General features: G+C 63.1%; 19 protein-coding genes. 7 read left to right on the top strand and 12 right to left on the bottom strand.

What is annotated here, in order from left to right:
• Nucleotides 1-278 precede the first annotated feature (278 nt).
• From ACFQ95_RS08500 to nirB, 3 genes are all read right to left on the bottom strand, one after another.
• Entirely contained in the window at nt 279-1,586 is a 1,308-nt protein-coding gene (locus tag ACFQ95_RS08500) for a nitrate- and nitrite sensing domain-containing protein (protein WP_422830413.1), read from the bottom strand.
• Between the two features lie 65 nt (nt 1,587-1,651).
• A complete protein-coding gene (gene nirD / locus ACFQ95_RS08495; protein WP_422830412.1) occupies nt 1,652-2,005 on the bottom strand; it encodes a nitrite reductase small subunit NirD in 354 nt (117 codons plus the stop codon).
• A 23-nt stretch (nt 2,006-2,028) separates the two neighbouring features.
• The gene (gene nirB / locus ACFQ95_RS08490) at nt 2,029-4,554 is read right to left on the bottom strand and encodes a nitrite reductase large subunit NirB (RefSeq protein WP_422830411.1); all 2,526 of its coding nucleotides are present in this window, start codon (nt 4,552-4,554) and stop codon (nt 2,029-2,031) included.
• Nucleotides 4,555-5,067: 513 nt separating this feature from the next.
• On the opposite strand from nirB, the gene ACFQ95_RS08485 reads away from it, so the two are divergent.
• Nucleotides 5,068-7,410 (top strand): diguanylate cyclase domain-containing protein, encoded by a 2,343-nt coding sequence (locus tag ACFQ95_RS08485; RefSeq protein WP_422830410.1) that lies wholly within the window; start codon nt 5,068-5,070, stop codon nt 7,408-7,410.
• 21 nt (nt 7,411-7,431) lie between these two features.
• Here ACFQ95_RS08485 and ACFQ95_RS08480 read toward each other — a convergent pair whose 3' ends face one another.
• Complete coding sequence (locus ACFQ95_RS08480) at nt 7,432-7,869, bottom strand: YbaN family protein (protein ID WP_422830409.1); 438 nt, start codon at nt 7,867-7,869, stop codon at nt 7,432-7,434.
• Nucleotides 7,870-7,944: 75 nt separating this feature from the next.
• On the opposite strand from ACFQ95_RS08480, the gene def reads away from it, so the two are divergent.
• Nucleotides 7,945-8,484, top strand: a complete 540-nt coding sequence (def, locus tag ACFQ95_RS08475; RefSeq protein WP_422830408.1) for a peptide deformylase — start codon at nt 7,945-7,947, stop codon at nt 8,482-8,484.
• Here the strand turns inward: def and ACFQ95_RS08470 are convergent.
• The 3 genes from ACFQ95_RS08470 to map form a co-directional block, all read right to left on the bottom strand.
• Nucleotides 8,436-9,920, bottom strand: a complete 1,485-nt coding sequence (locus ACFQ95_RS08470) for a serine hydrolase domain-containing protein (protein WP_422830407.1) — start codon at nt 9,918-9,920, stop codon at nt 8,436-8,438. The genes def and ACFQ95_RS08470 overlap by 49 nt on opposite strands.
• Before the next feature lie 65 nt (nt 9,921-9,985).
• Nucleotides 9,986-12,622 (bottom strand): [protein-PII] uridylyltransferase, encoded by a 2,637-nt coding sequence (locus ACFQ95_RS08465; protein WP_422830406.1) that lies wholly within the window; start codon nt 12,620-12,622, stop codon nt 9,986-9,988.
• Between the two features lie 88 nt (nt 12,623-12,710).
• The gene (map, locus tag ACFQ95_RS08460) at nt 12,711-13,541 is read right to left on the bottom strand and encodes a type I methionyl aminopeptidase (protein WP_422830405.1); all 831 of its coding nucleotides are present in this window, start codon (nt 13,539-13,541) and stop codon (nt 12,711-12,713) included.
• 192 nt (nt 13,542-13,733) lie between these two features.
• Between map and purL the strand changes: the two genes are divergently transcribed.
• Both purL and ACFQ95_RS08450 read left to right on the top strand, forming a co-directional pair.
• The gene (gene purL, locus ACFQ95_RS08455; RefSeq protein ID WP_422830404.1) at nt 13,734-17,768 is read left to right on the top strand and encodes a phosphoribosylformylglycinamidine synthase; all 4,035 of its coding nucleotides are present in this window, start codon (nt 13,734-13,736) and stop codon (nt 17,766-17,768) included.
• Between the two features lie 427 nt (nt 17,769-18,195).
• A complete protein-coding gene (locus tag ACFQ95_RS08450) occupies nt 18,196-18,639 on the top strand; it encodes a GreA/GreB family elongation factor (protein ID WP_422830403.1) in 444 nt (147 codons plus the stop codon).
• A gap of 35 nt (nt 18,640-18,674) precedes the next feature.
• Here the strand turns inward: ACFQ95_RS08450 and ACFQ95_RS08445 are convergent, their stop codons facing one another.
• Nucleotides 18,675-18,860 carry a hypothetical protein gene (locus ACFQ95_RS08445; RefSeq protein WP_422830402.1) on the bottom strand — a complete coding sequence of 62 codons (186 nt, stop codon included), beginning with the start codon at nt 18,858-18,860 and terminating at the stop codon, nt 18,675-18,677.
• A gap of 199 nt (nt 18,861-19,059) precedes the next feature.
• On the opposite strand from ACFQ95_RS08445, the gene ACFQ95_RS08440 reads away from it, so the two are divergent.
• From ACFQ95_RS08440 to ACFQ95_RS08430, 3 genes are all read left to right on the top strand, one after another.
• Nucleotides 19,060-19,782 (top strand): hypothetical protein, encoded by a 723-nt coding sequence (locus tag ACFQ95_RS08440; RefSeq protein WP_422830401.1) that lies wholly within the window; start codon nt 19,060-19,062, stop codon nt 19,780-19,782.
• Nucleotides 19,783-19,894: 112 nt separating this feature from the next.
• The gene (locus tag ACFQ95_RS08435) at nt 19,895-20,488 is read left to right on the top strand and encodes a helix-turn-helix domain-containing protein (protein WP_422830400.1); all 594 of its coding nucleotides are present in this window, start codon (nt 19,895-19,897) and stop codon (nt 20,486-20,488) included.
• A complete protein-coding gene (locus ACFQ95_RS08430; protein WP_422830399.1) occupies nt 20,485-21,051 on the top strand; it encodes a GNAT family N-acetyltransferase in 567 nt (188 codons plus the stop codon). Before ACFQ95_RS08435 ends, ACFQ95_RS08430 begins: the two co-directional genes overlap by 4 nt.
• Nucleotides 21,052-21,087: 36 nt before the next feature.
• Here ACFQ95_RS08430 and ACFQ95_RS08425 read toward each other — a convergent pair whose 3' ends face one another.
• The 4 genes from ACFQ95_RS08425 to mobA all read right to left on the bottom strand — a co-directional run bounded on the left by ACFQ95_RS08425 (nt 21,088) and on the right by mobA (nt 26,436).
• Nucleotides 21,088-22,074, bottom strand: a complete 987-nt coding sequence (locus ACFQ95_RS08425) for an HAD family hydrolase (protein WP_422830398.1) — start codon at nt 22,072-22,074, stop codon at nt 21,088-21,090.
• Nucleotides 22,075-22,161: 87 nt separating this feature from the next.
• Complete coding sequence (locus ACFQ95_RS08420) at nt 22,162-23,760, bottom strand: arylsulfatase (RefSeq protein WP_422830397.1); 1,599 nt, start codon at nt 23,758-23,760, stop codon at nt 22,162-22,164.
• A 619-nt stretch (nt 23,761-24,379) separates the two neighbouring features.
• Entirely contained in the window at nt 24,380-25,777 is a 1,398-nt protein-coding gene (locus ACFQ95_RS08415) for a molybdopterin molybdotransferase MoeA (RefSeq protein WP_422830396.1), read from the bottom strand.
• Nucleotides 25,774-26,436: a molybdenum cofactor guanylyltransferase MobA gene (gene mobA / locus ACFQ95_RS08410; RefSeq protein WP_422830395.1), complete on the bottom strand. Its 663-nt coding sequence runs from the start codon at nt 26,434-26,436 to the stop codon at nt 25,774-25,776. Before mobA ends, ACFQ95_RS08415 begins: the two co-directional genes overlap by 4 nt.
• Nucleotides 26,437-26,451 lie beyond the last annotated feature (15 nt).

Genomic DNA, 26,451 nt, shown 5'->3' with positions numbered 1-26,451 from the left:
AAGCACTGCAGAATGCAAAACGGCGTCCGTTGCGGCACTCAGGTTTGCGAGTGCTGCAATGGACGCCGTTATCCGGGGTGCGCTGTGGGCTTGCTCAGGCCTTCATCAGCCCGATGTGTGGGTTAAGCAATATCCATACCTTTGCCAAGGCCGGCATGTTGCACATGTGTGGGGCACAAAAAACACGGCATGTATAGGTTTTGCTGAAACGCCGGGTGTGATGCCCGCCGCCTGGCCTCGCGTCAGTGCATAGCCGGCACGCGATGCACCGCAATGGTTCAGCGTTGCGCCAATTGGGCAAAGGCCGAGTCCGGCAACGCCAGGGTGGCTTCGGCCACATCCAGCAGGCGGCGGTTTTCGTCCATCGAGGTCTTTTGCAGGGTGCGGAAGGCGACCTCTTCGCTCATGCCCAGTTTGCTCATCAGCATGGCTTTTGCGCGGTCAATCACCTTGCGCTCATTGAGCTTGCGGCGGGCCGCGACAAGCTCCAGTTCCATGTCTGTCAGGCGTGCGGTCTGGGCTTGCAGCACATCATGCAGCGAAGTGCTGGCCTGGCCCGTGGCTGCGGAACTTGCCGGCGCAGCCGTGGGGGCGCTGGCGTTGCCCGGGTCAAAGAAGCGGTCCACCGCGTGGGTGCGCGGCGGCGGGTTGTCGCGCAGATGGCGCAGCAAGCCCTTGGAGTCTTGCAGGTCCTGCTGGGCTGCGGTGATGCTTGCGGCGCAGGCCGCGCGCAATTGTGTCATCAGCGCTATCTGCAACTGCCACAACTGGTCAATGCGTTCGGTGCACACGTCGAACCAGGTGTCACTGAGATTGCTGTCCAGCGGATGCTCCGGCCGGGTGGTGCACAAGGTGCGCCGCAGGCGCTCCAGCCGTGCCACACCGGGCTGCAACTGCTGCTGTTCCCAACGCTGGCGCAAGGCCGGGTCGGCAAATTCGGCGAACACCAGCAGGCTGCGCTCCTGCGCGTCGATGAGGTTCAGCACACGCTGTTGCTGTTCTTCGCTGGCGCTGCCCGAGGCATACAGCAAGGCGCCCAGAGCGCGTTCCTGGCCGGCTTCTTCCTGTGCCTGCACCAATTGCAAAAAGGCCACCAGGATGCGTGAGACGCTGGGCAGGCTGGCCGCGTCGGCCACATGGAACACCAGCTCAATCAGTCCGGCGATCAGATGGCTGAAGGCGGCAACCGCGTCGTGTGCCGACATGGCCTGACGCTCGATCTGTGTGCGGAGTGCGGTCAGCGCGTCCAGACCGAGCAGGGCCCATGCCATCAGGGACAGCGATTTGGCGGTGGCCCCCTGCGCCGTCTCGGTGTGCTGGGCGAACACCTCGCGCAGCCGGGCCTCCATGGCCTGGGCTTCGTGGACGGTGTTGCGGCGCACGTCGGCAAAACGCAGTCCTTTGGAGGCCAGGTAAATGCTGGAGGCGCCGCGCTCGCGCTGCAGGGCCTGGATCAACTGGCCGAGTGCGTCCACCAGGTCGGCGCGGCAGGCGAGATGGCGCACCGCATCAATCTCCAACTGCTTGGCGCGCAGCACCAGGGTGGAGACGGAAAAAGCTGCCAGGGGATCGGCCGAGTCGGGCATGCGGAAATTCTATGCAGTGGTGGGGCTGCCGATGCTATCAGCAGCGCTGGGCCATCAACCGCCGCTCAAGCCAAAGCGACACTCACGCGACCGCCATCGGTGCGCACACCGTGCGCACGTACCGAATGCTCGGGCGCCTCCAGGCATTCGCCGGTGTGCAGGTCGAAGTGGTTCTTGTACAGCGGCGAGGCCACGACCACACGCTCGCCCAGGTTGCCGAGCAGGCCACGCGACAACACACTCGCGCCCGACTTGGGATCGACGTTGTCGATGGCGAAGAACTGGTCGCTTCCATCCACAATGTTAAGGCGGAACACGGCGACGTGCCGGTTGTCCACCAGCGCACAGACGCCTGTGCTGGGCAGGATGTCGTCGACAGCGCAAACGTCAGTCCAGGTCGTTTGGGTTTCGGTTTTCATGAGGGGCTTTCTGGTGATGGTGTTCAAGCGGCTTCTGCCAGCGCCGGTGCGCGTTCATCGGGGCGGGCAGGGCGGATCTGGCCGCGCTCCTCGACAAAGATCACGTGTTCGTCGGCCTTGTCGCTGTTGACAAACGAGCGGAAGCGTTTGCGTGTTTCGGGGTCGGTGATGGCGGTCTTCCACTCACACTGGTAGGTGTCTACCACATGCTGCATTTGTGCTTCCAGCTCGGCGCAAAGGCCCAGGCTGTCTTTGATCAGCACGTCCTTCAGGTAGTCCAGCCCGCCTTCCAGGCTTTCGCGCCAGGTGCTGGTGCGTTGCAGGCGGTCGGCGGTGCGCACGTAGAACATCAACACGCGGTCTATCATGGCCACGAGTTCTTCCTTGCTCAGGTCGGAGCCAAACAGTTCGGCGTGGCGCGGCTTCATGCCGCCATTGCCGCAGATGTAGAGGTTCCAGCCTTTTTCGGTGGCGATGATGCCAATGTCCTTGCCCTGGGCTTCGGCGCATTCACGTGTGCAGCCGGACACACCAAACTTGATCTTGTGCGGCGAGCGCAAGCCCTTGTAGCGGTGTTCCAGTTCCACGGCCAGGCCCACGCTGTCGCCCACGCCGTAGCGGCACCAGGTGGAGCCCACACAACTCTTTACCGTGCGCAGCGACTTGCCATAGGCGTGGCCCGATTCAAAACCGGCGTTGATCAGCTCTTCCCAAATGGTGGGCAATTGCTCGACACGTGCGCCAAACAAGTCGACACGCTGGCCGCCGGTGATCTTGGTGTACAGGCCGTACTTCTTGGCGACTTGACCGACGGCGATCAGGCCTTCGGGTGTGACCTCGCCACCGGGCATACGTGGCACCACCGAGTAGGTGCCGTCTTTCTGGATGTTGCCCAGGTAGTAGTCGTTGCTGTCTTGCAGGCCAGCGAGTTCTTTCTTCAGCACAAACTCGTTCCAGCAGGAGGCGAACACACTGGCCGCCACGGGTTTGCAGATGTCGCAACCCAGGCCCTTGCCATGTTTGGCCAGCAGGTCGTCAAAACTCTTGATGTTGCCTACGCGCACCAGGTGGTAGATCTCCTGGCGCGAGTACGCAAAGTGTTCACACACATGGTTGTTCACCGCCATGCCGCGGCGCGCCATTTCGAACTTCATCACCTGGGTGACCAGCGGCACACAGCCGCCGCAGGTGGCGCCGGCCTTGGTGCAGGCCTTCAACTCACCAATGGTGCAGGCGCCGTCGCCCACGGCGGCGCAGATGGCGCCCTTGCTGACGTTGTTGCACGAGCAGATTTGGGCGCTGTCGGGCAGGGCGTCCACACCCAGGCCAGGCTTGGCTTTGCCGTCGCTCGACGGGAAGATCAAGAATTCGGGTTCGGCCGGCAGCGTGATGCCGTTGAGCGCCATCTGCAGCAGCGTGCCGTATTCGGAAGCGTCGCCAATCAGCACCGCGCCCAGCAGTTGTTTGCCGTCTTCGCTGATCACAATCTTCTTGTAGATCTGGCGCAGCTCGTCCACGTATTGGCACGAACGGCTCTTGGGCGTGCGGCCATGGGCGTCGCCTATGCTGGCCACGTCCACACCCATGAGCTTGAGCTTGGTGCTCATGTCGGCGCCAACAAAGGCGGCGTCCACATCACCTGCAATGTGGCGCGCGGTCACGCGGGCCATGTCGTAACCCGGGGCCACCAGGCCAAACACCTGTTCGTTCCAGGAGGCGCATTCGCCAATGGCGTAGATGTCGTGGTCGCTGGTGCGGCAGGCGCTGTCAATCACCACGCCGCCGCGCGGGCCAATCGCCAGCACACATTGGCGCGCGATTTCGTCGCGTGGGCGGATGCCGGCGGAGAACACGATCATGTCGGTCTCCAGGTGTGTGCCGTCGGCAAACACCATGCGGTGGCGCGCCGTGGCGCCGTCGGTGATCTCCTGGGTGTTGCGCCCGGTGTGCACCGTCAGGCCCAGCTCTTCGATCTTGGCGCGCAGCACGCGGCCGCCGCCTTCGTCCACCTGCACGGCCATCAACCGGGGGGCGAACTCGACCACGTGGGCTTCCAGGCCCATGTCGCGCAAGGCCTTGGCGCATTCCAGGCCCAGCAGGCCGCCACCCACCACCACGCCGGTTTTCGACTTCTTGCCCGAGGCCGTCATGGCCTCCAGGTCTTCTATGGTGCGGTAGACATGGATGTGTTCGCGGTCGCGGCCTGGCAGCGGCGGCACAAAGGGGTTGGAGCCTGTGGCCAGCACCAGCTTGTCGTAGGGCAGGATTTCGCCGTCCAGCGTGGTCACGGTTTTACCAATGCGGTCTACCGAGGCGGCGCGTGCCGCCAGGCGCAGTGTGAAGCCGGTGCGCTCAAAAAAGCCGGCTTCTACCAGGGACAGGTCTTCGGCCGTTTTGCCGCTGAAGAACTCGGACAGATGCACACGGTCGTAGGCGGGGCGGGGCTCTTCACACAGCACCGTGACGTCGACGTTGCTGAGGCCGGTTTCTGCCAGGCTTTCGAGGAATTTGTGGCCAACCATGCCGTGGCCGATAAGAATGATTTTCATGATGATCCTGCAAGGACGCAGGTGGCAACGCAGCGGGATGCAGGATCGTGTGCGGGGTGCCCGAGCGGGCCAACGCCACAACGCACCCACCGCGGAACCACGGGCGTGGGTTGGAACAAACCAAACGCCGGCCATTCAGGCCACTGCGTTCAGGGGGCGCCATCATTAGCGGAGGGAGACATCAGTCCAGGCAGCTTCACCTCGAACACGGCTTGTCAAGCAAGCTTCATGCCGGGAGCTTTTGACTGCAGACCGCGGCTCTATGCGCCGGTCTGGCCCCGGGCGCAGGTATTTCCCGGCGTCGTCACACCGTCCCGGTGCGGGGCCATCCCCAGTTTGGGGCGTTGATGGCCGTCTTTGCCTAGTGCGAACCACCGAGATACGGGCTAGGGCTGCTGCATTTCAAAGCAGAACCGTTGATCGGGTATTGGCTTATGCACATAAACTAGGGTGGCCGCTTTCCTGTAAGACCTTCAGGTTCCTAGACCCGTGACATCCGCGACACCCGCATCCATGGCCACCCCGTTGGCACATTCCCAAGACTCCCAAGACGATAGAAAACCCTACAAACAGGCGTGGCTGGGGCTTGCTGTGTTTCTGGTATTGGCCTTGGGCCTGGGCATTTTCCAGCTCTACATCGGTTACCAGCGCATCACCCAGGAAGAGCACAGCCGTCTGCAAACCCAGGCACGTGTGGTGGCCGACAACCTGGCGCGGCAGTTTGACGGGGTCAACAACGCTCTGGCCAGTGTGCGTTATGACCTGGTGGCGGGGGATACACCGGGTGAGTCGACCTATGCTCCGTCGCGCCTCAAGGCCTTGGCCGATGCAATGCCGGGCGTGCGCGGCATCGCCGTGCTGAATGCGTCGGGCACGATGGCCATCACCGACCGGCCAGAGTTGCGTGGCATGAATTTTCGGGAGCGTAGCTACTTCTCGGCAGCACAGAAGGACCCTGACTACAGCCGCTTGTATGTGAGCCCGCCGTTCAAATCCATGGGCGGCGTCTACTCCATCAGCCTGAGCAAGGCGATACAGGCGGTCAACGGTGATTTTGCGGGCGTGGTCACGGCCAACCTGAACCCCGAATATTTTGAGATTCTGGCGAAATCGGTGCTGTATGCGCCCGACATGCAGGTCGGCGTGGTGCACGCTTCGGCCCGCTTGTTTGTCGACGCGCGGCACGACGAGGCCTTGCTCGGGCGTGACCTGAGTGCGTCGACCTCGCTGTTCAGCCAGCACGTGGCCAGCGGCCGCGAAGAGTCGACCTTTGAGGGCATCTCGGCGGCCACGGGGGATGACCGTCTGATGGTGCTGCACACCGTGGCGCCGCAGGCCTTGCGCATGGACTCGCCCCTGGTGGTGCAGTTGAGCCGCAAGCCATCGGCTATTTATGCGGCGTGGCGCGACGATGTGGCGATGTACGCCGTGTTGTTTGCGTTGCTGACCCTGGGCAGTTGCACGGCACTTTATTTTGCCCAGCAAAGCGCGATGGCCAAGAGCCGCGGCGACCAGGTGCGGCGACGTCTGGAGCGCGAAAACGCCTTGCGTTTTGAGTTTGGCCTGAAAAGCGCCGCCCTGGGCTTATGGGACCGGCGGCTGGACGTGAATACCTTCACCGTCAATAGCCGCGAGCTGGAGATCCTGGGCTACCACCACGGAGAAATTGAAGTCAACGCCGAGAACTGGCGCAAGCTGGTGCATCCCGATGATTTGACGGCGGTGTATGACGGCTTTTCTGAGCACATGAAAAACAGTACCGAGCCCTACCGGGTGACGCACCGCATGCTGCACAAAGACGGCCGACTGGTTTGGGTGCTGGCCCACGTCATGGTGGTGGAGCGCGATGTACACGGCCAGGCCATGCGTGTACTCGGCACACATATGGACATCACCGAGCGGGTGCAGATGGACGCCACTTTGCGCGATTCAGAACAGCGCCTTGCCCTGGCCATGAAGACCGGCAAGATGGGTCTGATCGACTGGCATGTGGCCAGCGACCAGGTGCTGTTCAACAGCCGCGCCTACGAGATCCTGGGCCTGGAGCCCGAGGGCGAGCGGCTGAACCTTGCCGCGTGGAGCGCCTTGCGCCATCCGGACGATGCGGAGCGCGCCGATGTGCTGTTGCAAGGCATGCTCAGCGGTGCACTCGCCAACGCCGACATCGAGTACCGCGTGCGCCACAAGGACGGTCATTACCTGTGGGTGCATTTGCGTGCGGAAACCATTGAGCGGGGAGAGCAGAACCAGCCGCTGCGCGTCATGGCCACGTTCAGAAACGTCAGCGCGCGCAAGGCTGCGGAGTTCGAGCTCAAAAGAGTCAACGAACAGCTGGAGCGCCTCACCGTGACCGATGGCCTGACCGGCGTCGGCAACCGGCGCCTGTTCGACAAAACCCTGCAGGAGGAATGGCAGCGTTGCGCTCGCCACGGCTTGCCGCTGGGCCTGCTGATGGTCGACATTGATCACTTCAAAAAGTACAACGACAGTTATGGTCACCAGGGCGGTGATGTGGTGCTGGCCAGCGTGGCTGACATCTTGAAGCGCTGTGTGCAACGCTCGGGCGAATTGGTGGCGCGTTACGGTGGTGAAGAATTTGCCCTGTTGCTGCCCAGCAGTGACATGGCGGCTTGTGTGGTGATGGCGCGGCATTGTCTGGCGGCCTTGCAGGAGGCCACCATCCCACACAAGGCCTCACCGGTGTCGCCTTGGGTTTCGCTGAGCATTGGACTGGCCAGCGTGGTGCCCGATGCCAGCCAATCCGCCAGCAGCCTGTTGAAGACTGCGGACGCCGCTTTGTACGAGGCCAAACGCCTGGGGCGCAACCGATACGCACCGGCCGAAACGGAGCCTTAGAAAGAGCCCGGCAGCGCTTTGTCAGGCGTCTGTCTTGCGAGGCTCTGGCCTGAACCACAGCCAAACCAGGACGGTTGCCATACATCCCATGGCCAGATATCCCAGCCAGGGCCGGTGCGCCGTCAAGCCGACGATGACCGCGCACAGCGACATCATGATGGTGGCACTCCATTTGGCGCGGCGGCTCACGGTGCCGCCGTTGCGCCAGTTGAGGATCATGGGGCCGAACAGGCGGTGGCTCTCCAGCCAGGCGCTGAGGCGCGGTGAACTGCGTGCCGCTGCCCATGCGGCCAGCAGGATGAACACGGTGGTGGGCAGGCCCGGCACAAACACGCCAATCAGCCCCATCACCAGGCACAACACCGCGAACAGCAGCAGCAACCAGCGCAGCAGCAGGGGCAGCGGGCGGGTGGGCAGTGTCGGGTCCGGTGATGGCGGCAGGGCGTCGGGTTGGGTCAAGTCAATTCCTGTAGGCAATACAAGCATTGTGCCCGGCGTTATGCTCGCTTCTTTTGATCTAGGCAGACGAAACCCATGACCGTACGCGACATTCTGATGATGGGCGACCCACGCCTGCTGCGTGTGGCCCAGCCGGTGACCACCTTTGACACCGATGAACTGCATTTGTTGATCAGCGACATGCTGGACACCATGCGCGCGGTCAATGGCGCCGGCCTGGCCGCGCCGCAGATTGGCGTGGACCTGCAACTGGTGATCTTCGGCTCGAACGACCGCAACCCGCGTTACCCGGATAGGCCCATCGTGCCGCCCACGGTGCTGCTCAACCCGGTGATCACACCGATTGGCGACGCCGAAGAAGACGATTGGGAAGGCTGCTTGTCCGTGCCCGGCCTGCGCGGCGTGGTGCCGCGTTGGTCCAAGATCCGCTACACCGGCTTTGACCAGTATGGCGATGCGATAGACCGCACGGTGGACGGCTTCCACGCCCGGGTGGTGCAGCACGAGTGTGACCACCTGATAGGCAAGCTCTACCCCATGCGGGTGCGCGACTTCTCCAGGTTTGGTTACACCGAGATTCTTTTCCCCGGGATTGCGGCCACCGAAGACGATTGAGCCTTGGGTTTTTGGGTTGCCTTCGCCTTGGCCGGCTGCAGCGGCTTGGCGGGGCTGTAGCGCTGCGTGGCTTCGGCCACAAAAGCCTCTTTGGGCAGCAGTTTGCCGCCGCCCCACCAAAATGCCGTGACGCGGCCCTTTTTGTCGCGCTCCAGGTGGACGGATTGCCCCGGGCTGTTGTAGGCCGAGGTTTTTTGCAGCACGCCTTGGTCTTTGCCGGTGACCGTGATTTCGGTGATGGCGGCGTGGAAGGGCACCGTCATCTGCGGCGCGATGGCGCAGACGATGTTGCCCATGGGCACCAGATCGGAGGCGCCCCACAGGTTCCACCAGCGGCCGCGCCAGTCGGCCAGCTTCTTCGATGGTGCGCCGTGTTGCTGAAATGCCGCGAGTATGCTGGCGATGCCCTCGACCCAATCGAAAGGAAAACCGTCTTGCGCGTGCACCAGCACGGAGATGGTGAAACCCGTGTGCGGGAAATGCGCGGTGCGCGACACAAAACCCTGCAGCCCGCCGGTGTGGCCGTGCCATTCTTTGGGGCCGGGCGCACTAATCATGGTGCCCAGGCCGTAGTGGGCTTCCAGCAGGCTGACCGGGTCGCGCCAGCGGCGCTGCACCATCTCGCGCCGGCTGGCGGCTGACAAGATGCTCTGCTTGCTGCTGGGGGCCAACTGGGCGAAGAAACGCGCCACGTCAGACGCGGTGGAGACAAAGCCGCCGGCGGGCGCGATGGCATTGCATGGGTTGTCTCCGGGCACGATCAGGCGCTGGCCGAATGGGAACTCGGTGCTGTGGCCCACGGCCATGGGCGCCGACTTGGGCAGGAATGGCATGTCGGGCACAGTCTCGCGCAGGCCGGCTGCGGCAATGATGTGTTTGCTCATCCAGGAGGCGTAGTCGGAGCCGGTCACTTGCTCCAGCATCAGGCCGAGCAGGGCATAGCCATGGTTGGAGTACTTGAGTTGCACGCCTGGCGCCAGTGGTTGCTTTTGCGCGAGGTCGGCCAACAGCTCCTCGCGTGTGAAGAAGGGCCGACGATCGACGAATTGGCCGGCGTCGTGGCCGTCCCGGATGACACCCGCGCCGTGCGACAGCAGTTCGCTGATGCGCGCCTTGGCGAGGTCTTTGTGCAAGCCGCTCACATAGCGGCCAATCGGATCGTCCAGGCCCAGCTTGTGCTGCTCGCGCAGCAGCATCACGCCGGCGGCGGTAAACGTCTTGGAGTGGGAGGCAATGCGAAAGCGGTGGCGAGGGGTGAGTGTTTCGCCGGTGCGCAGGTCGGCAACACCAAAGGCCTGCTCGGCCACCAGTTCAGTGCCATGTGCAATGGCGATGGAACAGCCCGGTTGTTTGTAGCGCTCGAGCTGAAAGTTCAGCCATTCGGGAATGTAGTCCAATGCCGCTTGGAGCCAGGGAGACTTTGCAATCTTTGCCATAACACTCGCTTTGCCTTGATGGGCTGGCGAGTGTAGGGCGGCAGCTCAGGCCTGATCAAGCTGAATCACACTGGATTCAGGGCTTCCAGCAGTTCTGTCTCTATCTGTATGCGTGTGTGGTTGAACTGCAGCTCGGCCCCTTGCACCAGGAAGGTATCTTCCACACGCTCGCCCAAGGTGTTGATCTTGGCCAGAAACACGCTGAGTTGGTGTTTGGCCAGGATGCGTGCCATGGCGTAGAGCAGGCCCACGCGGTCACTGGCCGAAATACTGAGCAGCCAGCGTTGGGCTTTTTCGTCGGGGCGCATGTCGACACGTGGCACGATGGGGAAGCTTTTCACGCGGCGTGAGACACGGCCTTTGCTCGGCGGCGGCAACGGGCCTTGTTGTGTCAGCGTGCGCGCCAGGTCGTTTTCCACCATGCTGGTGAGTTCGCGGTAGTGCTCGGGCAGCATAGAGGTGACGATCTGGAAGGTGTCCAGCGCGTAGCCGTTGCTGGTGGTGTGGATCTTGGCGTACAGGATGCTGAAGCCAGACTGGTCGAAGAAGCCGCAAATGCGCGCAAACAGGTCGGGCTGATCCTGGGTGAAGACCATCACCTGCAGGCCCTCGCCCACGGGCGACAGGCGGGCCCGCACAATCGGCTTGATGGCTTGTGCCGAGGCGCCATCGGCAGCGATTTTGTCTTTGCTGGCCTTGTCGATGTGGCGCGACAACTGGCGTGTGTGCCAGGCAATGTCGGCCGCGTCGTGGCGCATGAAGTAGCCCACGTCCAGTGTGTCCCACAGGGCTTTCTGCGATTCAAACGGCTCGGCGTGCAAGGCGAGGATGGACAGGGCTTCACGTTTGCGTGCTTCCACCTCGGCACCGGGGTCGGGCGCGCGGCCCCCCAGGGCGCGGATGGTGTAGCGGTACAGGTCTTCCAGCAGCTTGCCCTTCCAGGCATTCCACACCTTGGGGCTGGTGCCGCGGATGTCGGCCACGGTCAGCAGGTAGAGCGCCGTCAAGCGGCGTTCGGTGCCCACGCGGCGCGCAAACTCGGCAATCACTTCGGGGTTGCTGAGGTCTGATTTCTGCGCCACCTGGCTCATGGTCAAGTGTTCATGCACCAGGAACTCGATCAGCTTGGCGTCTTCACCCTTGATGTCGTGCTGGCTGCAGAAGCGGCGTACATCGCGTGCGCCCAGGTCGGAGTGGTCGCCGCCACGGCCCTTGGCGATGTCGTGGAACAGGGCCGCCACGTACAGCACCCAGGGCTTGTCCCAGCCAGCGGCGAGTTGCGAGCAACTCGGGTATTCGTGCGCGTGTTCGGCCATGAAGAAGCGGCGTACGTTGCGCAGCACCATCAGGATGTGCTGGTCCACCGTGTAGACGTGGAACAGGTCGTGCTGCATGCGCCCGACAATGCGCCTAAACGGCCGCAGATAACGCCCCAGCACCGAGGTCTCGTTCATCAAGCGCATGGCGTGGGTGATGCCCACCGGCTCTTGCATGATGCGTTTGAAGGTGGCGCGGTTCACCGGATCGTTGCGGAACTCGGCTTGCATCAGGTTGCGTGCGTTGTACAAGGCGCGCAGCGTGCGCGCCGAGAGGCCGTGCAGACCTTCGTTGGTCTCGTAGAGCAGAAAGGTTTCGAGAATTGCGTGCGGGTGTTTTTCGTAGAGGTCGTCGCTGGCCACATCGATCATGCCGGCCTTCTCGTTGAAGCGCTCGTTGATCGGCCGCAGCGGGTGGCTGGACGGGTTCAGCCGCTCCTCAATGTTCAGCAGCAGGATGTGTGTGAGTTGCGTCACCGCCTTGGCCGCCCAGTAATAGCGGCGCATCAGGATTTCGCTGGCACGCGCCTGGGTGCCAGACGGTCCGGCCGTGCTGTTCTCATAACCAAAGGTCTGGGCCACGGCGGTTTGCAGGTCGAACACCAGGCGGTCTTCGCGCCGGCCGGCCACCAGGTGCAGGCGTGCGCGTATCAGGCTCAGCACCGCTTCATTGGCCTTGATCTGGCGTGCTTCTAGTTTGGTGGCCAGTCCCTTGCGCGCCAGTTCGTCCCAGGTCTTGCCCAGGCCCGCAGCCTTGGCCACCCACAGAATGGTCTGCAGGTCGCGCAGCCCGCCGGGCGACTCCTTGCAGTTGGGTTCCAGCGAGTAGGGCGTGTTCTCAAACTTGTTGTGGCGCTGGCGCATCTCCAGCGTCTTGGCGACAAAAAAGGCCTTGGCGTCGATCTGGTCGGTGAATTGTTTGCGAAAGCGCCGGTACAGCGTGGTGTTGCCGGTGATCAGCTGCGATTCGAGCAGAGAGGTCTGCACGGTAACGTCTTTGCCGGCCTCCAGAATGCAATCGGCCACGGTGCGCACGCTGGAGCCTATCTCCATGCCGGTATCCCAGCAACTGCCTATGAAGGTCTCGATGCGCTGCTGCAGCGCCGGGTCGGTTTCGGGCGTGGTGTTGTCTGGCAGCAGCAGCAACACGTCGATGTCGGAGTTAGGGAACAACTCGCCACGGCCAAAGCCGCCCACGGCGACCAGCGCGCAGTGGTCGGTAAAACCGGCCGCAAACCAGAGCTGGCGCAGCGTGTCTTGCGCCAAATGCCCCAGGTTGCGCAGCGCCGGATGCACGCTGCGCGTGCCCACACCGCTGTTGCGCACCGATTCCAGCAGCACTTTCTTTTGCTGCTGGTAGGCCACTTTGAGAGCCGCCACATCCACGACGGGCGGGACTTCTATCGGCGGCAGCGCCGCTGTCAGTGGGGAAAGGTCACTCAGGGCGTTCAAAGTAGTGCGGCTCGGCTTGTGGTCAGGCGGTGGCAGGCAGGGTTTCAGCGTTCACAAAGGCGGGAGTGGCAGGGCTGCCGGCCGACATGGTCATGACCTCGTAGCCGGTTTCGGTCACCAGCACGGTGTGTTCCCATTGGGCCGAGAGTGAACGGTCTTTGGTGACGATGGTCCAGCCGTCGTTGCCGTGTTCCTTGATTTCGCGTCGGCCAATGTTGATCATGGGCTCTATGGTGAACACCATGCCGGGCTTGAGCACTTCCAGCGTGCCGGGGCGGCCGTAGTGCAGCACCTGCGGCTCTTCGTGGAACACCTTGCCTATGCCGTGGCCGCAAAACTCGCGCACCACCGAATAACCATGGCCTTCGGCAAACTTTTGAATCGCGTGGCCCACGTCGCCCAGGCGGTTGCCGGGTTTGACTTGCATGATGCCGACCCACATCGCCTCAAAGGTGACCTGGCACAGGCGCTTGGCGGCAATCGATGTTTCGCCAATCAAATACATACGGCTGTTGTCGCCAAACCAGCCGTCCTTGGTGATCACGGTGACATCGATGTTCATGATGTCGCCTTTTTTCAACGGCTTCTCGTTTGGAATGCCATGGCACACCACATTGTTCAACGAGGTGCACAGCGACGCCGGATACGGTGGGTAGCCCGGTGGCTGGTAGCCCAGCGTGGCCGAGCGTGTGCCTTGCACGTTGACCATGTATTCGCCGGCCAGGCGGTCTATCTCTTTGGTGGTGACGCCAGCGGTCACAAACGGCGTGAGGTAGTCCAGAACCTCCGAGGCCAGACGGCAGGCCTCGCGCATGCCCTGAATATCAGCGGCGCTTTTGATGTTGATGCTCATGCTTCGAATTATCCCACCGCAGAAGCCGCCGTGCAGAAAGGATGAATGTCAAGGCAAGATGCGGCGGCCAGCCTTGGTTAAAATCCCTGGTTTTCCCCAAGTCCCTTTTTCGGGCGGGGCCGGGCAACCCCATTCAGCGGTTGAGCCGGACACCGAAATCATCTGCAGACCTAGCTCAAAACAGGCCGCCACGTGACCCTGCACCTTACCCAGTTCGACGGGGGCAATGCCCTCAGCGATTTCCGCGCCCAGCAACTCCTGCCCCGCCTGCAAGTGATCCACGAGAAGATCGTGGGTATTGCGGCCCGGTTTGTCCACGTGGTCGCCACCGACCATGCGCTGAGCGAGGCCGAACAGGCGCGCTGGCAAGCGCTGTTGAACTACGGCGACCCGTATGTCGGTGCTGCCGATGGCGTCGCGTTGATCGTCAGCCCGCGCATCGGCACGGTCTCGCCCTGGGCCTCCAAGGCCACCGACATTGCGCACAACTGCGGCCTGTCGGTGCGTCGTGTCGAACGTTTGACCGAATACCGCCTGAGCCTGAAGCCCGGCCTGCTGGGCAAGCTGCCCACGCTGAGCACCGAGCAGCAAGAGCAGGTTGCCGCGCTGCTGCACGACCGCATGACCGAAAGTGTGCTGGCCGAGCGCGCCCAGGCCCGAGCCCTGTTTGAATCGCTGCCCGCCGCGCCGCTGGCGCAGGTGGACGTGTTGGGCGGTGGCCGCGAAGCCCTGGAGACGGCCAACCGCAGCTTCGGCCTGGCCCTGGCCGACGACGAGATCGACTACCTGCTTGCCGCCTTCACGCAGCTCAAGCGCAACCCCAGCGACGTCGAACTGATGATGTTCGCCCAGGCCAACAGCGAACACTGCCGCCACAAGATCTTCAACGCCGAATTCGTGATCGACGGCGCCGAGCAGGACCAGAGCCTGTTCGCCATGATCCGCAATACCCACAAGCTGGCGCCCGCGCACACCGTGGTGGCGTACTCCGACAACGCTTCGGTGATGGAAGGCCTGCAGATTCAGCGCTTCCAAGCCAAATCGGGCGTTGGTGCTGCAGCAGAAAGCGTCGTCAGCTACGAAAAACATAGCGCCTTGAGCCATGTGCTGATGAAGGTGGAAACGCACAACCACCCCACGGCGATCTCGCCTTTCCCCGGCGCCTCGACTGGCGCGGGCGGTGAGATTCGCGACGAAGGCGCGACCGGCCGCGGCTCGCGCCCCAAGGCGGGGTTGACCGGCTTCACCGTGTCCAACCTGTGGCCTGCGGCCGGCGAAGCGGCTTACGGCAAGCCCGAGCACATCGCCAGCCCGCTGCAAATCATGATCGAAGGGCCCCTGGGCGGCGCCGCGTTCAACAACGAATTTGGCCGGCCCAACCTGCTGGGCTACTTCCGCGAATACGAACAAACGGTGCAGTCCGACGTGGACAACATCCGCCGTGGCTACCACAAGCCCATCATGATCGCCGGTGGCCTGGGCGCCATCGACGCTGCGCAAACCAGCAAGATCGTGTTCCCCGCCGGTTCGCTGTTGATCCAGCTCGGTGGCCCGGGCATGCGCATAGGCATGGGCGGCAGCGCGGCCAGCTCCATGGCCACGGGCGCGAACGCGGCCGAACTCGACTTTGACTCGGTGCAACGCGGCAACCCTGAAATCGAGCGCCGTGCGCAAGAAGTCATCAACCAGTGCTGGTTGCAAGGCGACAAGAACCCCATCCTGGCGATCCACGACGTGGGCGCGGGTGGTTTGTCGAACGCCTTTCCCGAGCTGACCAATGACGCCGGCCGTGGTGCGCGTTTTGACCTGCGCGCCGTGAAGCTCGAAGAGAGCGGCATGTCGCCCAAGGAAATCTGGAGCAACGAAAGCCAAGAACGTTATGTGATGGCCATCGCGCCCGAATCGCTGGCGCAGTTCCAGGCTTTGTGTGAACGCGAGCGCTGCCCGTTCGCCGTGATTGGCACGGCCACCGAAGAGCGCCAACTGGTGTTGTCCGATGCCGAGTCGGCTGGCCCGGCGCCGGTCGACATGCCGATGAACGTGCTCTTGGGCAAGCCGCCCAAGATGCGCCGCGATGTGAAGACCGTGGCGCGCCAGTTCGCACCGGTCAACCTCACCGGCGTGGCGCTGCAGCAAGCCGCCATCGACGTGCTGGCCCACCCCACGGTAGCCTCCAAACGTTTCTTGATCACCATTGGCGACCGCACCGTGGGTGGCCTGTCGCACCGCGACCAGATGGTTGGCCCCTGGCAAGTGCCCGTGGCCGACGTGGCCGTGACGCTGGCCGACTACGCCGGTTTTGGCGGCGAGGCCATGAGCCTGGGTGAACGCACACCGCTGGCGGCGATTGATGCACCGGCTTCGGGCCGCATGGCCGTGGCCGAAGCCATCACCAACCTGCTGGCCGCGCCGATTGAACTGCCACGTGTCAAGCTGTCCGCCAACTGGATGGCCGCCTGCGGCGAACCCGGCGAAGATGCCGCGCTGTACGCCACCGTGCACGCCGTGGGCATGGAACTGTGCCCGGCGCTGGGCATCTCCATCCCCGTGGGCAAAGACAGCTTGTCGATGCGCACGCAGTGGAAAGACGCCGGCGGCGAAGCGAAGAAAGTCACTTCCCCCGTGAGCTTGATCGTCACCGCCTTCGCCACCCTGGGTGACGTGCGCAACACCCTCACGCCACAACTCAGCACCGTCGAGGCCGACACCACGCTGGTGCTGGTCGACCTGGGCCGTGGCCAAAACCGCATGGGCGGCAGCATCCTGGCGCAAGTGCTCGGCCAAGTGGGCGACAGCGTGCCGGATCTCGATCACCCGCAAGACCTGGTGAACCTGGTCAAGGCCGTGAACCTGCTGCGCAGCCAAGGCCGCATCCTGGCCTACCACGACCGCAGCGACGGCGGCCTGTTTGCCAGTGTCTGCGAAATGGCGTTTGCCGGCCACGTCGGCGTGGCGTTGAACGTCGACATGCTGGTCACCGAGGGCGACGGCATTTCCGACAGCCGCATGGACAGTGGCGACGCCAAGAACTGGGCCAGCCAGGTCAGCGCACGCCGCGAGGAACTCACCCTCAAGGCGTTGTTCAGCGAAGAACTCGGCGTGGTGCTGCAAGTGCGCACCGTCGAGCGCGACGCCGTGATGCAAACCCTGCGCGAGCACGGTCTGAGCCAACACAGCCACATCATAGGCAAGACCCGCCCCGCAGGCGGCACGCCGGGCATGAATGTCGGTGTGGGCGAAATCCAGGTCTGGCGCGACACCAAGGCCGTGTTCTCGGCCAAGCTGTCCGACCTGCACCAGGTCTGGGACAGCGTGAGCTGGAAGATCAACCAACAGCGCGACAACCCGGCCTGCGCCGATGCCGAACACGCTGCCGCCGGCCGTGAAGACGACCCGGGCATGCACGTCTACCTGCCGCCAACATTCGGGGTAAACCAACCGGCCGCTCCTGCCGTGTTGACCTCGCGCCCCAAGGTGGCGGTGCTGCGCGAGCAGGGGGTCAACTCACACGTGGAAATGGCCTACGCCTTCACCGAGGCTGGTTTTGAAGCCTATGACGTGCACATGACCGACCTGCAAAGCGGCCGTGCCAAGCTGGCCGACTTCATGGGTGTGGTGGCCTGTGGTGGCTTCAGCTACGGCGACACCCTGGGTGCAGGCATTGGCTGGGCCCGCTCCATCACCTTCAACCAGGTGCTGGCCGAGCAGTTCCAGGCCTTCTTTGCGCGCCCCGACACTCTGGCGCTGGGGGTGTGCAACGGCTGCCAGATGTTTGCCGAACTGGCCGACATCATCCCCGGCGCACAAGACTGGCCACGCTTCACCACCAACAAGAGCGAACGTTTTGAAGCGCGCTTGTCCATGGTCGAAGTGCTGGAATCCCCCAGCGTGTTCCTGCAAGGCATGGCCGGCGCGCGCCTGCCCATCGCCGTGGCGCACGGCGAAGGCTACGCCAACTTCTCGGCGCGTGGCGATGCGGCCAAGGCCATCGCTGCCATGCGTTATGTGGACAACCATGGCCAGGCCACGGAAGCCTATCCGTTCAACCCGAACGGCAGCGCCGGTGGCCTGACCGCCGTGACCACCGCCGATGGCCGCTTCACTGCCATGATGCCGCACCCCGAACGTGTGTTCCGCAACGTGCAAATGAGCTGGACCAGCGGCGACACCAGCGCCGCCAGCCCCTGGCTGCAGATCTGGCGCAACGCGCGTCGTTGGGTGGGTTAAGCCGAACCCGCACGCAGCGGTTTTTAAACCCCGTTCACGATCTCTGTGTTGCCGCAGGCAGATCGTGAACCGGGTTGACCTCAACTGCGCCGCACTGGTTTTGTGGCCCAGGCTTAAAGCCGCAGGTTTTAAAGTCGCACCTGGGCGTATGCCTATTCCAGGCCGTTTTAAACTGGCCGCATGTTCTCTCACCATTCCGTCTGTGCGCGTCACGCCCAGCGCTGCCATTGTGGCCGCGCGGTGGCCGCTGCACAGGTGGATGACCAGCCAGGTCTCGGTCAACACACGGTGATGCGAAACCTCGCCGCACCGCTCTAAGCCCGGCACCAAAACCTTTCCCATTCGCTCAACACACGGTCGCCGGGCAGCATTCGAGCTTCACGCCGCCGCGCTGCTTTTGCACGAGGGGCAAATGTTGGAGTGTTCCATGGAGAACTCGTTTTTTGACCGTACCCTGAGCGCGCTTGACCAAGCACGCCTGCAGGGCATGCTGGCGCGCCGCCAAGACGGCCATCCCGCCAGCGCCAGTGTTTTGGCCGAGCTGCTCGATGCTGCCGAGATCGTGCCCCCCGCCGAGGTGCCGGGCGATGTTGCCACCATGCGCTCGCGGGTGCTGCTTTGTGATGGCGCGACCGGGCGTGATTTCGAAGTCACGCTGCGCTACCCCGGAGCGGCCGATGCAGCAGAAGACGCTGAAGCCGCCGCAAAAACCGATAACAGCGTGACCGTGCTCACCCCTCTGGGCCTGGCCTTGCTGGGTTGCCGGGTGGGCGACCCGTTGGTGTGGCAGGGTGCGGATGGCGCGCTGGTGCGCGCGCGTTTCAAAACCTTGTTGTACCAGCCCGAGGCCGCAGGCGATTTGCTGGACTAAACCCTGGGCGGCCCGGTATTGCTGGCCGGGGGGCGCTAGCGCGCCGGTTTCTTGCGGCCCGACCCGCTGAGTTTGCCACCACCCGACTCTTTGTTCACCGTAGCCCAGGCACGGGCTGCGGCTTGGTCCTCGGGCAGGCCGCGTTGCTGGTAGCTTTTTTCAATGTGGCGGGCTTGCCGCTTTTGTTTGTCGGTATAGGCCGTCTTGTCACCTCGTGGCATGGCGCTCTCCTGTTGAGATGGATGTCTCTACCTTAATGGTGGACTTGAGCCTTGGCCGTAGGTTCAGGCCCCAGGCTTTTGTGGGCGCGAATTGACGGGTGTTTGCGCTGCATATCCGGCTGTTACATATCGCCTCCGCGTTCAAAAATTCGGGCAATCGCTTTTGATTGGCTCCCGTCTTGGCGGGCAGGAAGCAGACATGAACCTCAGCACACTGACCACACTCCGCAGCACTGGCATTTCCACCAGCGCTACCAGCAGCCAGACCACGGCGCAAACCACTGAAAAAGTCTATCCGACCCCACCGAGTCTGAAAAAGGTCGACACACGGCTGCAAAGCCAGTTGGACAGCACCAGCGCCAGCCTCTCTGCGCTGGGCAAATTCAAGGCCTCCATTGCCGAGACCCAACGTACGGCGCAGGGGCTTACGGGGCTGAGCAGCACCTCGACCAGTGAGGAGGTGGCCAAGGCCATCGCCAGCTTTTCCGCGAGCTTCAACGCCATGCTGGCGGTCACCAAGACCGCCGCATCGCAGAGCAACGGCGTGGCCAACCTCAGCCGCAGCATGACGCGTGCGATGAGCTCGGACTTCTCCAAGATCGCCGATTTGCGCGCCATCGGTTTCACCAAGGCGGCCGACGGCAGCTTGTCGCTTGACATGGCCAAGTTTGAAGCCGCCTACAAGGAGTCGCCGGCCAAGGCGCAAGCCGTGTTGAACAAACTCGGCCAGTTGGTCGACAAGGCGGCCAGCAAGGAACTGGATGCCGACAGCCGCACCAGTGCCACCCTGGAAGCGCTGACCAGCCGCAGCGCCGCCATCAAGCTGCAACAAAGCGCGCTGATCAAGTTGTCGCAGCAGATGGGCAGCATGTCGCAGACCAGCACCGGGCTGTCGGCTTACTACAACATGGCCAATAGCTGAGACGGCAGCACCAGCACATGGCTTTGTTTCGGCGCGACAAGCCTGCTGAGTGTTATCGGTGGGTTTAAATATTTCCTGTTTGATGGAATAAATTTCCATTAAACTGGAATTCATGGACATTAACCAACGTATTGCCATGCAGGTGCGGCAGTTGCGCGACCAGCAAGGGCTGTCGCTCGACATGCTGGCCGAACGCAGCAAGGTCAGCCGTTCCCACATCTCGCTGATAGAGCGCGGAGAAAGCAGCCCCACGGCGGCCGTGCTCGACCGTCTGGCCACGGCGCTGGGCGTGGCGCTGGCGGCGCTGTTCCAAGACATTTCGGCCGAAGTGCCCAGCCCCGTGAGCCGGGCGCCCGATCAGCCGGTGTGGACCGACCCAGCCTCGGGTTATCTGCGGCGCAACCTGTCGCCCGCAGCGGCAGCCGTGTGTTCCGGCCTGCAATTGGTGGAGGTGCAGTTCCCCGCAGGGGCACGTGTGGCGCTGGATTCGGCAGTGCGCGACAACGAAGTGCACCAGCAGATCTGGCTCATCAAGGGCCGCATGCAGATCACCGTGGGCAATGTGTTGTGGCCGCTAGACCCCGGTGATTGCCTGGCCATGCGGCTGGACCAGCCCATCGTTTTTCACAACCCCGGCAAGGTGGCCGCACGTTATCTGGTGGCGCTGAACACCGTCAGCTCCGCTTCCTCCAGGAGAGCCCCATGAACCCAGACACCATTGCTGCAAGCATCACGGTTCGCCAGGTTTCTGCCGAGGAGGCGTTGGCCGATGGCAGCAGCACAAACGCCCTGGCGCAGGCGCTGGCCGAGGTGTTGCTGGACTGTGTGGCCGGGGGCGCGTCTGTGAGCTTCATGCAGCCTTTGGCCCCGGCCAGAGCGCTGGCGTTCTGGCAAGCGGTGCTGGCCGGTGTGGCACGCCAGGAACGGGTGTTGCTGGTGGCCGAGCAAGGGCCGGGGCAATTGGTCGGCACGGTGCAGTTGATCACTGCCCAGCCGGACAACCAACCGCACCGCGCCGACGTGGCCAAAATGCTGGTGCACCGCCGGGCGCGCCGCCGCGGTGTGGCACAGCAGCTGATGGCGGCTGTGGACCGGGCCGCTGCGGCGAACGGCAAGACCGTGCTGGTGCTCGACACCGAAACCGGCGGCGCTGCCGAGCGCCTGTACCAGCGTGCCGGTTGGCAGCGTGTGGGCGAGGTTCCGAACTATGCGCTGATGCCCGACGGCGCGCCGTGCGGCACCACGTTCTACTTCAAGAGCCTGGCCTGAGCATGCGCAGGCCGAGCGCCTGAACCCAGCCGGGGCTTACGGCGACCAGGGGAAAACCTTCTTCCAGTCGTTCTTCATGTCGACCACGGTCCAGCCCTTGGCAGTGGCTTCGTCCAGCCCTTTGTCCAGCTTGCCTATGTGTGACTTGCGGTCGTAGGCCCATTCGCGATCGGCATCGGTGTGGTGCACGTAGAGTGCGAAGCGCGCGCCGCTGCCGGCGGTGGTCCATTGCAGCATTTGCAGGTCACCATCCGAGTTGCCAAACGCGGCGATCGGGCGGCGGCCAATGTGGCGCTGAATGCCCACGGGTTTGCCTTCCTTGTCGTCGTTCAACACCAGGGTAGGCAGCTTGACGAGCACAGGCACGTTGCCGCGCATCTCAAACTTCAGCCCGCCTGAGGAACCCACGACTTGTTCGGGCGGAATACCGTAGATCCGCTCTGCCCAGGGGCGCATGAATTCGATGCCGCCACCGGAAACGATATAGGTTTTAAACCCGTTGTCGCGCAAGTAGTTCAGCAACTCCAGCATGGGCTGGAACACCATCTCGGTGTACAGCTTGCCGGTCTTGGGGTGCTTGGCGGACACCGCCCAGTCGTTGACGGCCTGCTCGAACTCGTCAGTGGTCATGCCTGCGTGGGTGGCGGCCAAGAGTGATACGACACCTTTTTCACCGGACGCCAGCACACCCTTCATATTGCCCTTCAAGATCGATGCAAAAGGTTCTTTGGTTTTCCACTCGGGATGCTTGGGCGCCAAGATCTTGATGCGTTCGATCACAAACGCAAACTGAAAGTAGACCGGTTGTTCTGACCACAGCGTGCCATCGTTGTCGAAGGTGGCAATACGCTCGGGCAGCGGCACAAAGTCGGCCGAGCCTTGTGTGCTGACCTTCTCGACAAATGCGACGATGGCTTTTTTCGGGCCGGTGTCGTTCCACGAGGGCAGGGGGTCGGCTGCAAAAACCGGGGTGACGGTGGTGGCCAGAAATGCGGTGGCTGCCGCGAGCAAGAAACGCTTCATCTTCACTCCTTCAAACGGATCAACCGCCGATGGTGGATAAAAAAAGGGCACCGCCCTTGCAGACGGCGCCTCTTTCCATGCGCGAGCTTATTCGCCTGCGGTGGTCATGCTCTTGATTTGCTTCTCCAGCGAATCAAGACTCCAGTCGCCCGGCTTTTGGCTAGGTGGGTAGTCCTTCAGCGTCAACAGGAACTTGCTGGCCACGGCCTGTAGCGGAATCAGCACGAAGGCGCGGTCAATCATCCAGTCGTGGTAGGTGTTTGAGTTTTCTTGCGACCTCTCGAACGGGTCACGGCGCAGGTTGAACAGCAGCGGCAAGCGCAGGTGCACCAGCGGCTCACGCCACACCTGCAGTTGTTTGGCGCGGTTTTCCAGGTAAACGGCCTTCCAGTCACCCACACGGATGGCCATCACCGCACCATCATCCCCCACATAGATGAACTCCTTGCGTGGCGACTCTTTCTCGGTGCCGCTCAGGTAACCCAGCATGTTGTAGCCGTCAATGTGGTTCTTGTAGTTGCGGCCATTCAGCGCAACACCCTTGAGCAGCTTTTCTTTGATGTCTGGCGCACCAGCGGCGGCGGCAAACGTGGGTAGCCAGTCTTCATGCGAAACGATGCCGTTGAGCGTCACGCCTGCAGGGAAGTGGCCGGGCCAGCGAACGAAGGCGGGCACGCGGAAGGCACCTTCCCAGTTGGAGTTTTTCTCGCCACGGAAAGGCGTGGTGCCAGCGTCGGGCCAGGTGTTGTAGTGCGGGCCGTTGTCGGTCGAGTACTGCACGATGGTGTCGTTGCCCAGGCCCAGATCGTCGATCAGCTTGAGCAGTTCGCCCACTTGCATGTCGTGCTCGACCATGCCGTCGCTGTATTCGTCCTGGCCGGAGATGCCGCGGTTGCTGTCCTTCACGTGGGTACGGAAATGCATGCGCGTGGCGTTCCACCACACAAAGAAAGGTTTGCCTTCCTTGGCTTGGCGGGTCAGGAACTCCTTGGCGGCGGCCAGGGATTCTTCGTCAATCGTCTCCATGCGCTTCTTGGTCAGCGGGCCCAGGTTCTCGATGGTTTGACCTCCCTTGCCGTCGGCCTTGGACTTGATCACGCCGCGTGGACCAAACTGCTGCAGGAAGGTCTTGCCATTGGGCAGCTTCATGTCACGCGGGTAGTCGCGGTTTTCGGGTTCTTCTTCGGCGTTCAAGTGGTAGAGGCTGCCCATGAACTCGTCGAAGCCATGCATGGTGGGCAGGTGTTCGTCGCGGTCGCCCTGGTGGTTCTTGCCGAACTGGCCGGTGGCGTAACCCTGGCTTTTCAGCACGGTCGCCATGGTCACGTCGGTCTTTTGCCAGCCTTCTGCGGCACCCGGCATACCCACCTTGGTCATACCTGAACGCACTGGGACTGAGCCACTGATGAAGGCGGCACGGCCAGCCGTACAGCTTTGTTGAGCGTAGTAGTCGGTAAAACCAACGCCTTCCTTGGCGACACGGTCGATGTTGGGCGTCTTGTAGCCCATCATGCCGCGGTTGTTGTGGCTGATGTTCCAGGTGCCAATGTCGTCACCCCAAATCACCAGGATGTTGGGCTTCTTGGCTGGTGCCTGGGCTTGTGCTGGTGAGATGGCACCCAGGAGTGCGGCACAGGGAACCAGCAAATTGAGAACAAGACTTCGTAAGCGAGATTTCGGCTGCATGGCTATTCCTTTCTCTTTCAAAAAGTACGGACTAGAACTAACGGACCTCACGGACTGACGATCACGCCTACATCAAAGCTTGGCTTTGTGTTCCCCTGGCGTTGTGGTGCACCTCTCCCATGCATCACTTGAACTTGCTGTTGCCAGCTGTGGCTGGCGTTTGGCTTCAACACTCAAGCCATCAGCACTACCTTGCGTAGCACTTACCAAGCATCCAATGGCGGGGTGAATTGGATGCCCATCGCCTAACAGGCTGAAACACGGTGTTTGGACTGAAGCTGACTATAGGTAAATTTGAATAGAAATGGGTGACATTCTTGATTGATCATCACATCCAAAAGTCCGAGAGCTTTTACACCCGTGGCGCTGACGCTGGTGCAGGCGCTGCCGACGGGTTGTGGCGGCGTGTTGCAGTGTTGTGCCCAGGCCCCAAACGGCATCCGAATGCGGGGCTCGGTGGCAAAAAATGCTAGGCCTTGCAGCTAGACATGCGCTTGCCGAAAGCCGCTGCGCCAAGCATTCTGGTGGCTTGGGTTGCGGCAGATGGGGTGTTGCTTTTATGCAGCACTGCTGAACACAAGACCCGCCCACCCCAGCGAGCGGCGCAGATCATCGACAGCTAGATGGCTCCCTCGAACAGCATCACCTCGACCCAGTCACCGGCCGCCACCGGGCCTTGGTCGTGGGGTAGCACGATCAGGCCGTTGGCCAACACCATGGAGCTCAGCAGGCCAGAGCCCTGGTGGCCGGTGGTGCGCACTTGCAGCGCGCCATCGGGCGCGATGTCGACCACGCCGCGCTGGTATTCGGTGCGGCCTGGGGCCTTGCGCAGCGCCTGGGTGCTGCGCGCCCTGAGGCGCGGCGGCGGCGCTTCGCTGCTGCCCATCATGCGCAGCAGCGCAGGGCGCACAAAAGCGATAAAACTGACCATGGCCGCTACCGGGTTGCCGGGCAGGCCGAACAACACCGCACCGCCCGCGCCTGTGCCGGAACGTGCAATCAAGCTCGGTTGCTTATTGTTTTGATAGCTTTCTGTGCTCGCTTGATCAGCGTTGGAGGCCCATTTTTCCTGAGACCCGCGGATACGCCCCACGGCCATGGGGCGGCCGGGGCGCATGGCCACGCGCCAAAAGACCACCTCGCCCAGCTTTTGCATGGTGGCACGGGTGTGGTCGGCCTCACCCACGCTGACGCCACCGCTGGTGATCACCACGTCGGCTTGCTGGGCCGCGCGGCGCAGGTGTGCTTCCAGTGCTGTGGGTTCATCTGCCACGGCGCCGAGGTCCAGCCACTCCACCCCCAGGCGGGTGAGCAAACCAAACAGGCTGAAGCGGTTGCTGTCATAGACCGCGCCTTCGCGTGGCGCCTGGCCCGGTGCCAGGATTTCGTCACCGGTGGAGAAGTAGGCCACGCGCAGTTTGCGGTAGACCGAGACTTGCGCCAGCCCCAAGCTGGCGAGCAAACCCAGGGCGGCCGGGCTGATGCGTGTGCCTTGTGCCAGCGCCACGCCGCCCAGGGATAGGTCTTCACCACAGCGGCGGCGGTTGGCGCCGGGCCGCACGGCGTTGGCTGCGAAGCTGATGTGGCCGTCATCCGTGGCCTGCACCAGCTCCTGTGGCACCACCGTGTCCAAGCCGGCCGGCATCACGGCGCCGGTGGTGATCTTTACGCACTCTCCGGCCAGGGTTGCGCCACGCCAGGCCGCGCCCGCGAGTGCGGTGCCGGCAATGCGCAGGCGCAGGCTGCTCCCGACGGGCGCGGGAAGCTGGGTGGCGGATGCAAACGCATAACCATCCATGGCCGCGTTGTCGTGTGGCGGCACGTTTACCGGCGAGACGATGTCTTTGGCCACCACCCGGCCGAGTGCTTCGAGCAGCGGCACTTCCTGGATGGCGCTGACCGGATGCACCCAGCGCGCCAGAAAGGCGCTGACCTGGCTCGCCGGCTGGTCATCCGCGTTGTAGTCGGGCAGGCCCGAGGCAATGTCTTCTATGCTGAAATGGGCGGGCGTGATCATGACGCGACAAGTAGTTCAAGCCCGCGCAGTTCGGCCAGCGTATTGGCATTGCCGAAGGCCTGCGGAGGGTCGTGGGGTTGGTTGAACGCGACTTGGCTGCAAGGGTGTTGTGCCGTCCATGCGCGCACCTTGCGGCCGCCTAGGGCCAGGTAGTGCGCCAGGCTTGCGGCCAGGCTTTTGTGCAGCAGGCAGAACACCGGTTGCGCCTGCAGTGCGGGTGCACCCGAGGCGATTTCGGCCGGTGTGGCTGGGGCCCAGGCCATGGCCAGGTTGGCGCCGTCGCGCACCACGGCCTGGCTCAGGCGCTCGGCCAGGTCGGAGGGGAAGAGTGGCGCATCGCAGGGCACGGTGAGCAACCAAGGTGTGGCGCAGTGGCTCAGCCCGGCGAGGAAGCCGGCCAGCGGACCGGTGTAGTCGTCGCCGTTGTTGCCGGGCGCGCGTGGGGTGTCGGTCCACACGGGCACATTCCAGGTGGCGTAGACGTCGAGGTGACGGCGCGCATTCACGGCCACGCAGCCAACTTGGGGAAACAGCCGGTCCAGCGCCAGTCGCGCCAGCGGCTGGCCATGGAACAGCTGCAGCCCTTTGTCCAGCCCGCCCATGCGGCTGCCCTGACCACCTGCGAGCACCATGCCGGTGATGTCTTGGCGCGAGATCATCTTCTTGGGAATGTG

The sequence above is a fragment of the Variovorax sp. HJSM1_2 genome (assembly GCF_049316285.1).
GTDB lineage: Bacteria > Pseudomonadota > Gammaproteobacteria > Burkholderiales > Burkholderiaceae_C > Rhodoferax_B.
The sequence above is the reverse complement of the archived record's forward strand: the minus strand, read 5'-3'. Positions and strand labels throughout refer to the sequence as shown.

Excerpts from the sequence above, each read along its gene's own strand:
- ACFQ95_RS08500 (WP_422830413.1), bottom strand. The coding sequence starts at position 1,586 with ATGCCCGACTCGGCCGATCCCCTGGCAGCTTTTTCCGTCTCCACCCTG.
- nirD (WP_422830412.1), bottom strand. The coding sequence starts at position 2,005 with ATGAAAACCGAAACCCAAACGACCTGGACTGACGTTTGCGCTGTCGAC.
- nirB (WP_422830411.1), bottom strand. The coding sequence starts at position 4,554 with ATGAAAATCATTCTTATCGGCCACGGCATGGTTGGCCACAAATTCCTC.
- ACFQ95_RS08485 (WP_422830410.1), top strand. The coding sequence starts at position 5,068 with ATGGCCACCCCGTTGGCACATTCCCAAGACTCCCAAGACGATAGAAAA.
- def (WP_422830408.1), top strand. The coding sequence starts at position 7,945 with ATGACCGTACGCGACATTCTGATGATGGGCGACCCACGCCTGCTGCGT.
- ACFQ95_RS08470 (WP_422830407.1), bottom strand. The coding sequence starts at position 9,920 with ATGGCAAAGATTGCAAAGTCTCCCTGGCTCCAAGCGGCATTGGACTAC.
- map (WP_422830405.1), bottom strand. The coding sequence starts at position 13,541 with ATGAGCATCAACATCAAAAGCGCCGCTGATATTCAGGGCATGCGCGAG.
- ACFQ95_RS08450 (WP_422830403.1), top strand. The coding sequence starts at position 18,196 with ATGGAGAACTCGTTTTTTGACCGTACCCTGAGCGCGCTTGACCAAGCA.
- ACFQ95_RS08445 (WP_422830402.1), bottom strand. The coding sequence starts at position 18,860 with ATGCCACGAGGTGACAAGACGGCCTATACCGACAAACAAAAGCGGCAA.
- ACFQ95_RS08440 (WP_422830401.1), top strand. The coding sequence starts at position 19,060 with ATGAACCTCAGCACACTGACCACACTCCGCAGCACTGGCATTTCCACC.
- ACFQ95_RS08435 (WP_422830400.1), top strand. The coding sequence starts at position 19,895 with ATGGACATTAACCAACGTATTGCCATGCAGGTGCGGCAGTTGCGCGAC.
- ACFQ95_RS08430 (WP_422830399.1), top strand. The coding sequence starts at position 20,485 with ATGAACCCAGACACCATTGCTGCAAGCATCACGGTTCGCCAGGTTTCT.
- ACFQ95_RS08425 (WP_422830398.1), bottom strand. The coding sequence starts at position 22,074 with ATGAAGCGTTTCTTGCTCGCGGCAGCCACCGCATTTCTGGCCACCACC.
- ACFQ95_RS08420 (WP_422830397.1), bottom strand. The coding sequence starts at position 23,760 with ATGCAGCCGAAATCTCGCTTACGAAGTCTTGTTCTCAATTTGCTGGTT.
- ACFQ95_RS08415 (WP_422830396.1), bottom strand. The coding sequence starts at position 25,777 with ATGATCACGCCCGCCCATTTCAGCATAGAAGACATTGCCTCGGGCCTG.
- mobA (WP_422830395.1), bottom strand. The coding sequence starts at position 26,436 with ATGATCTCGCGCCAAGACATCACCGGCATGGTGCTCGCAGGTGGTCAG.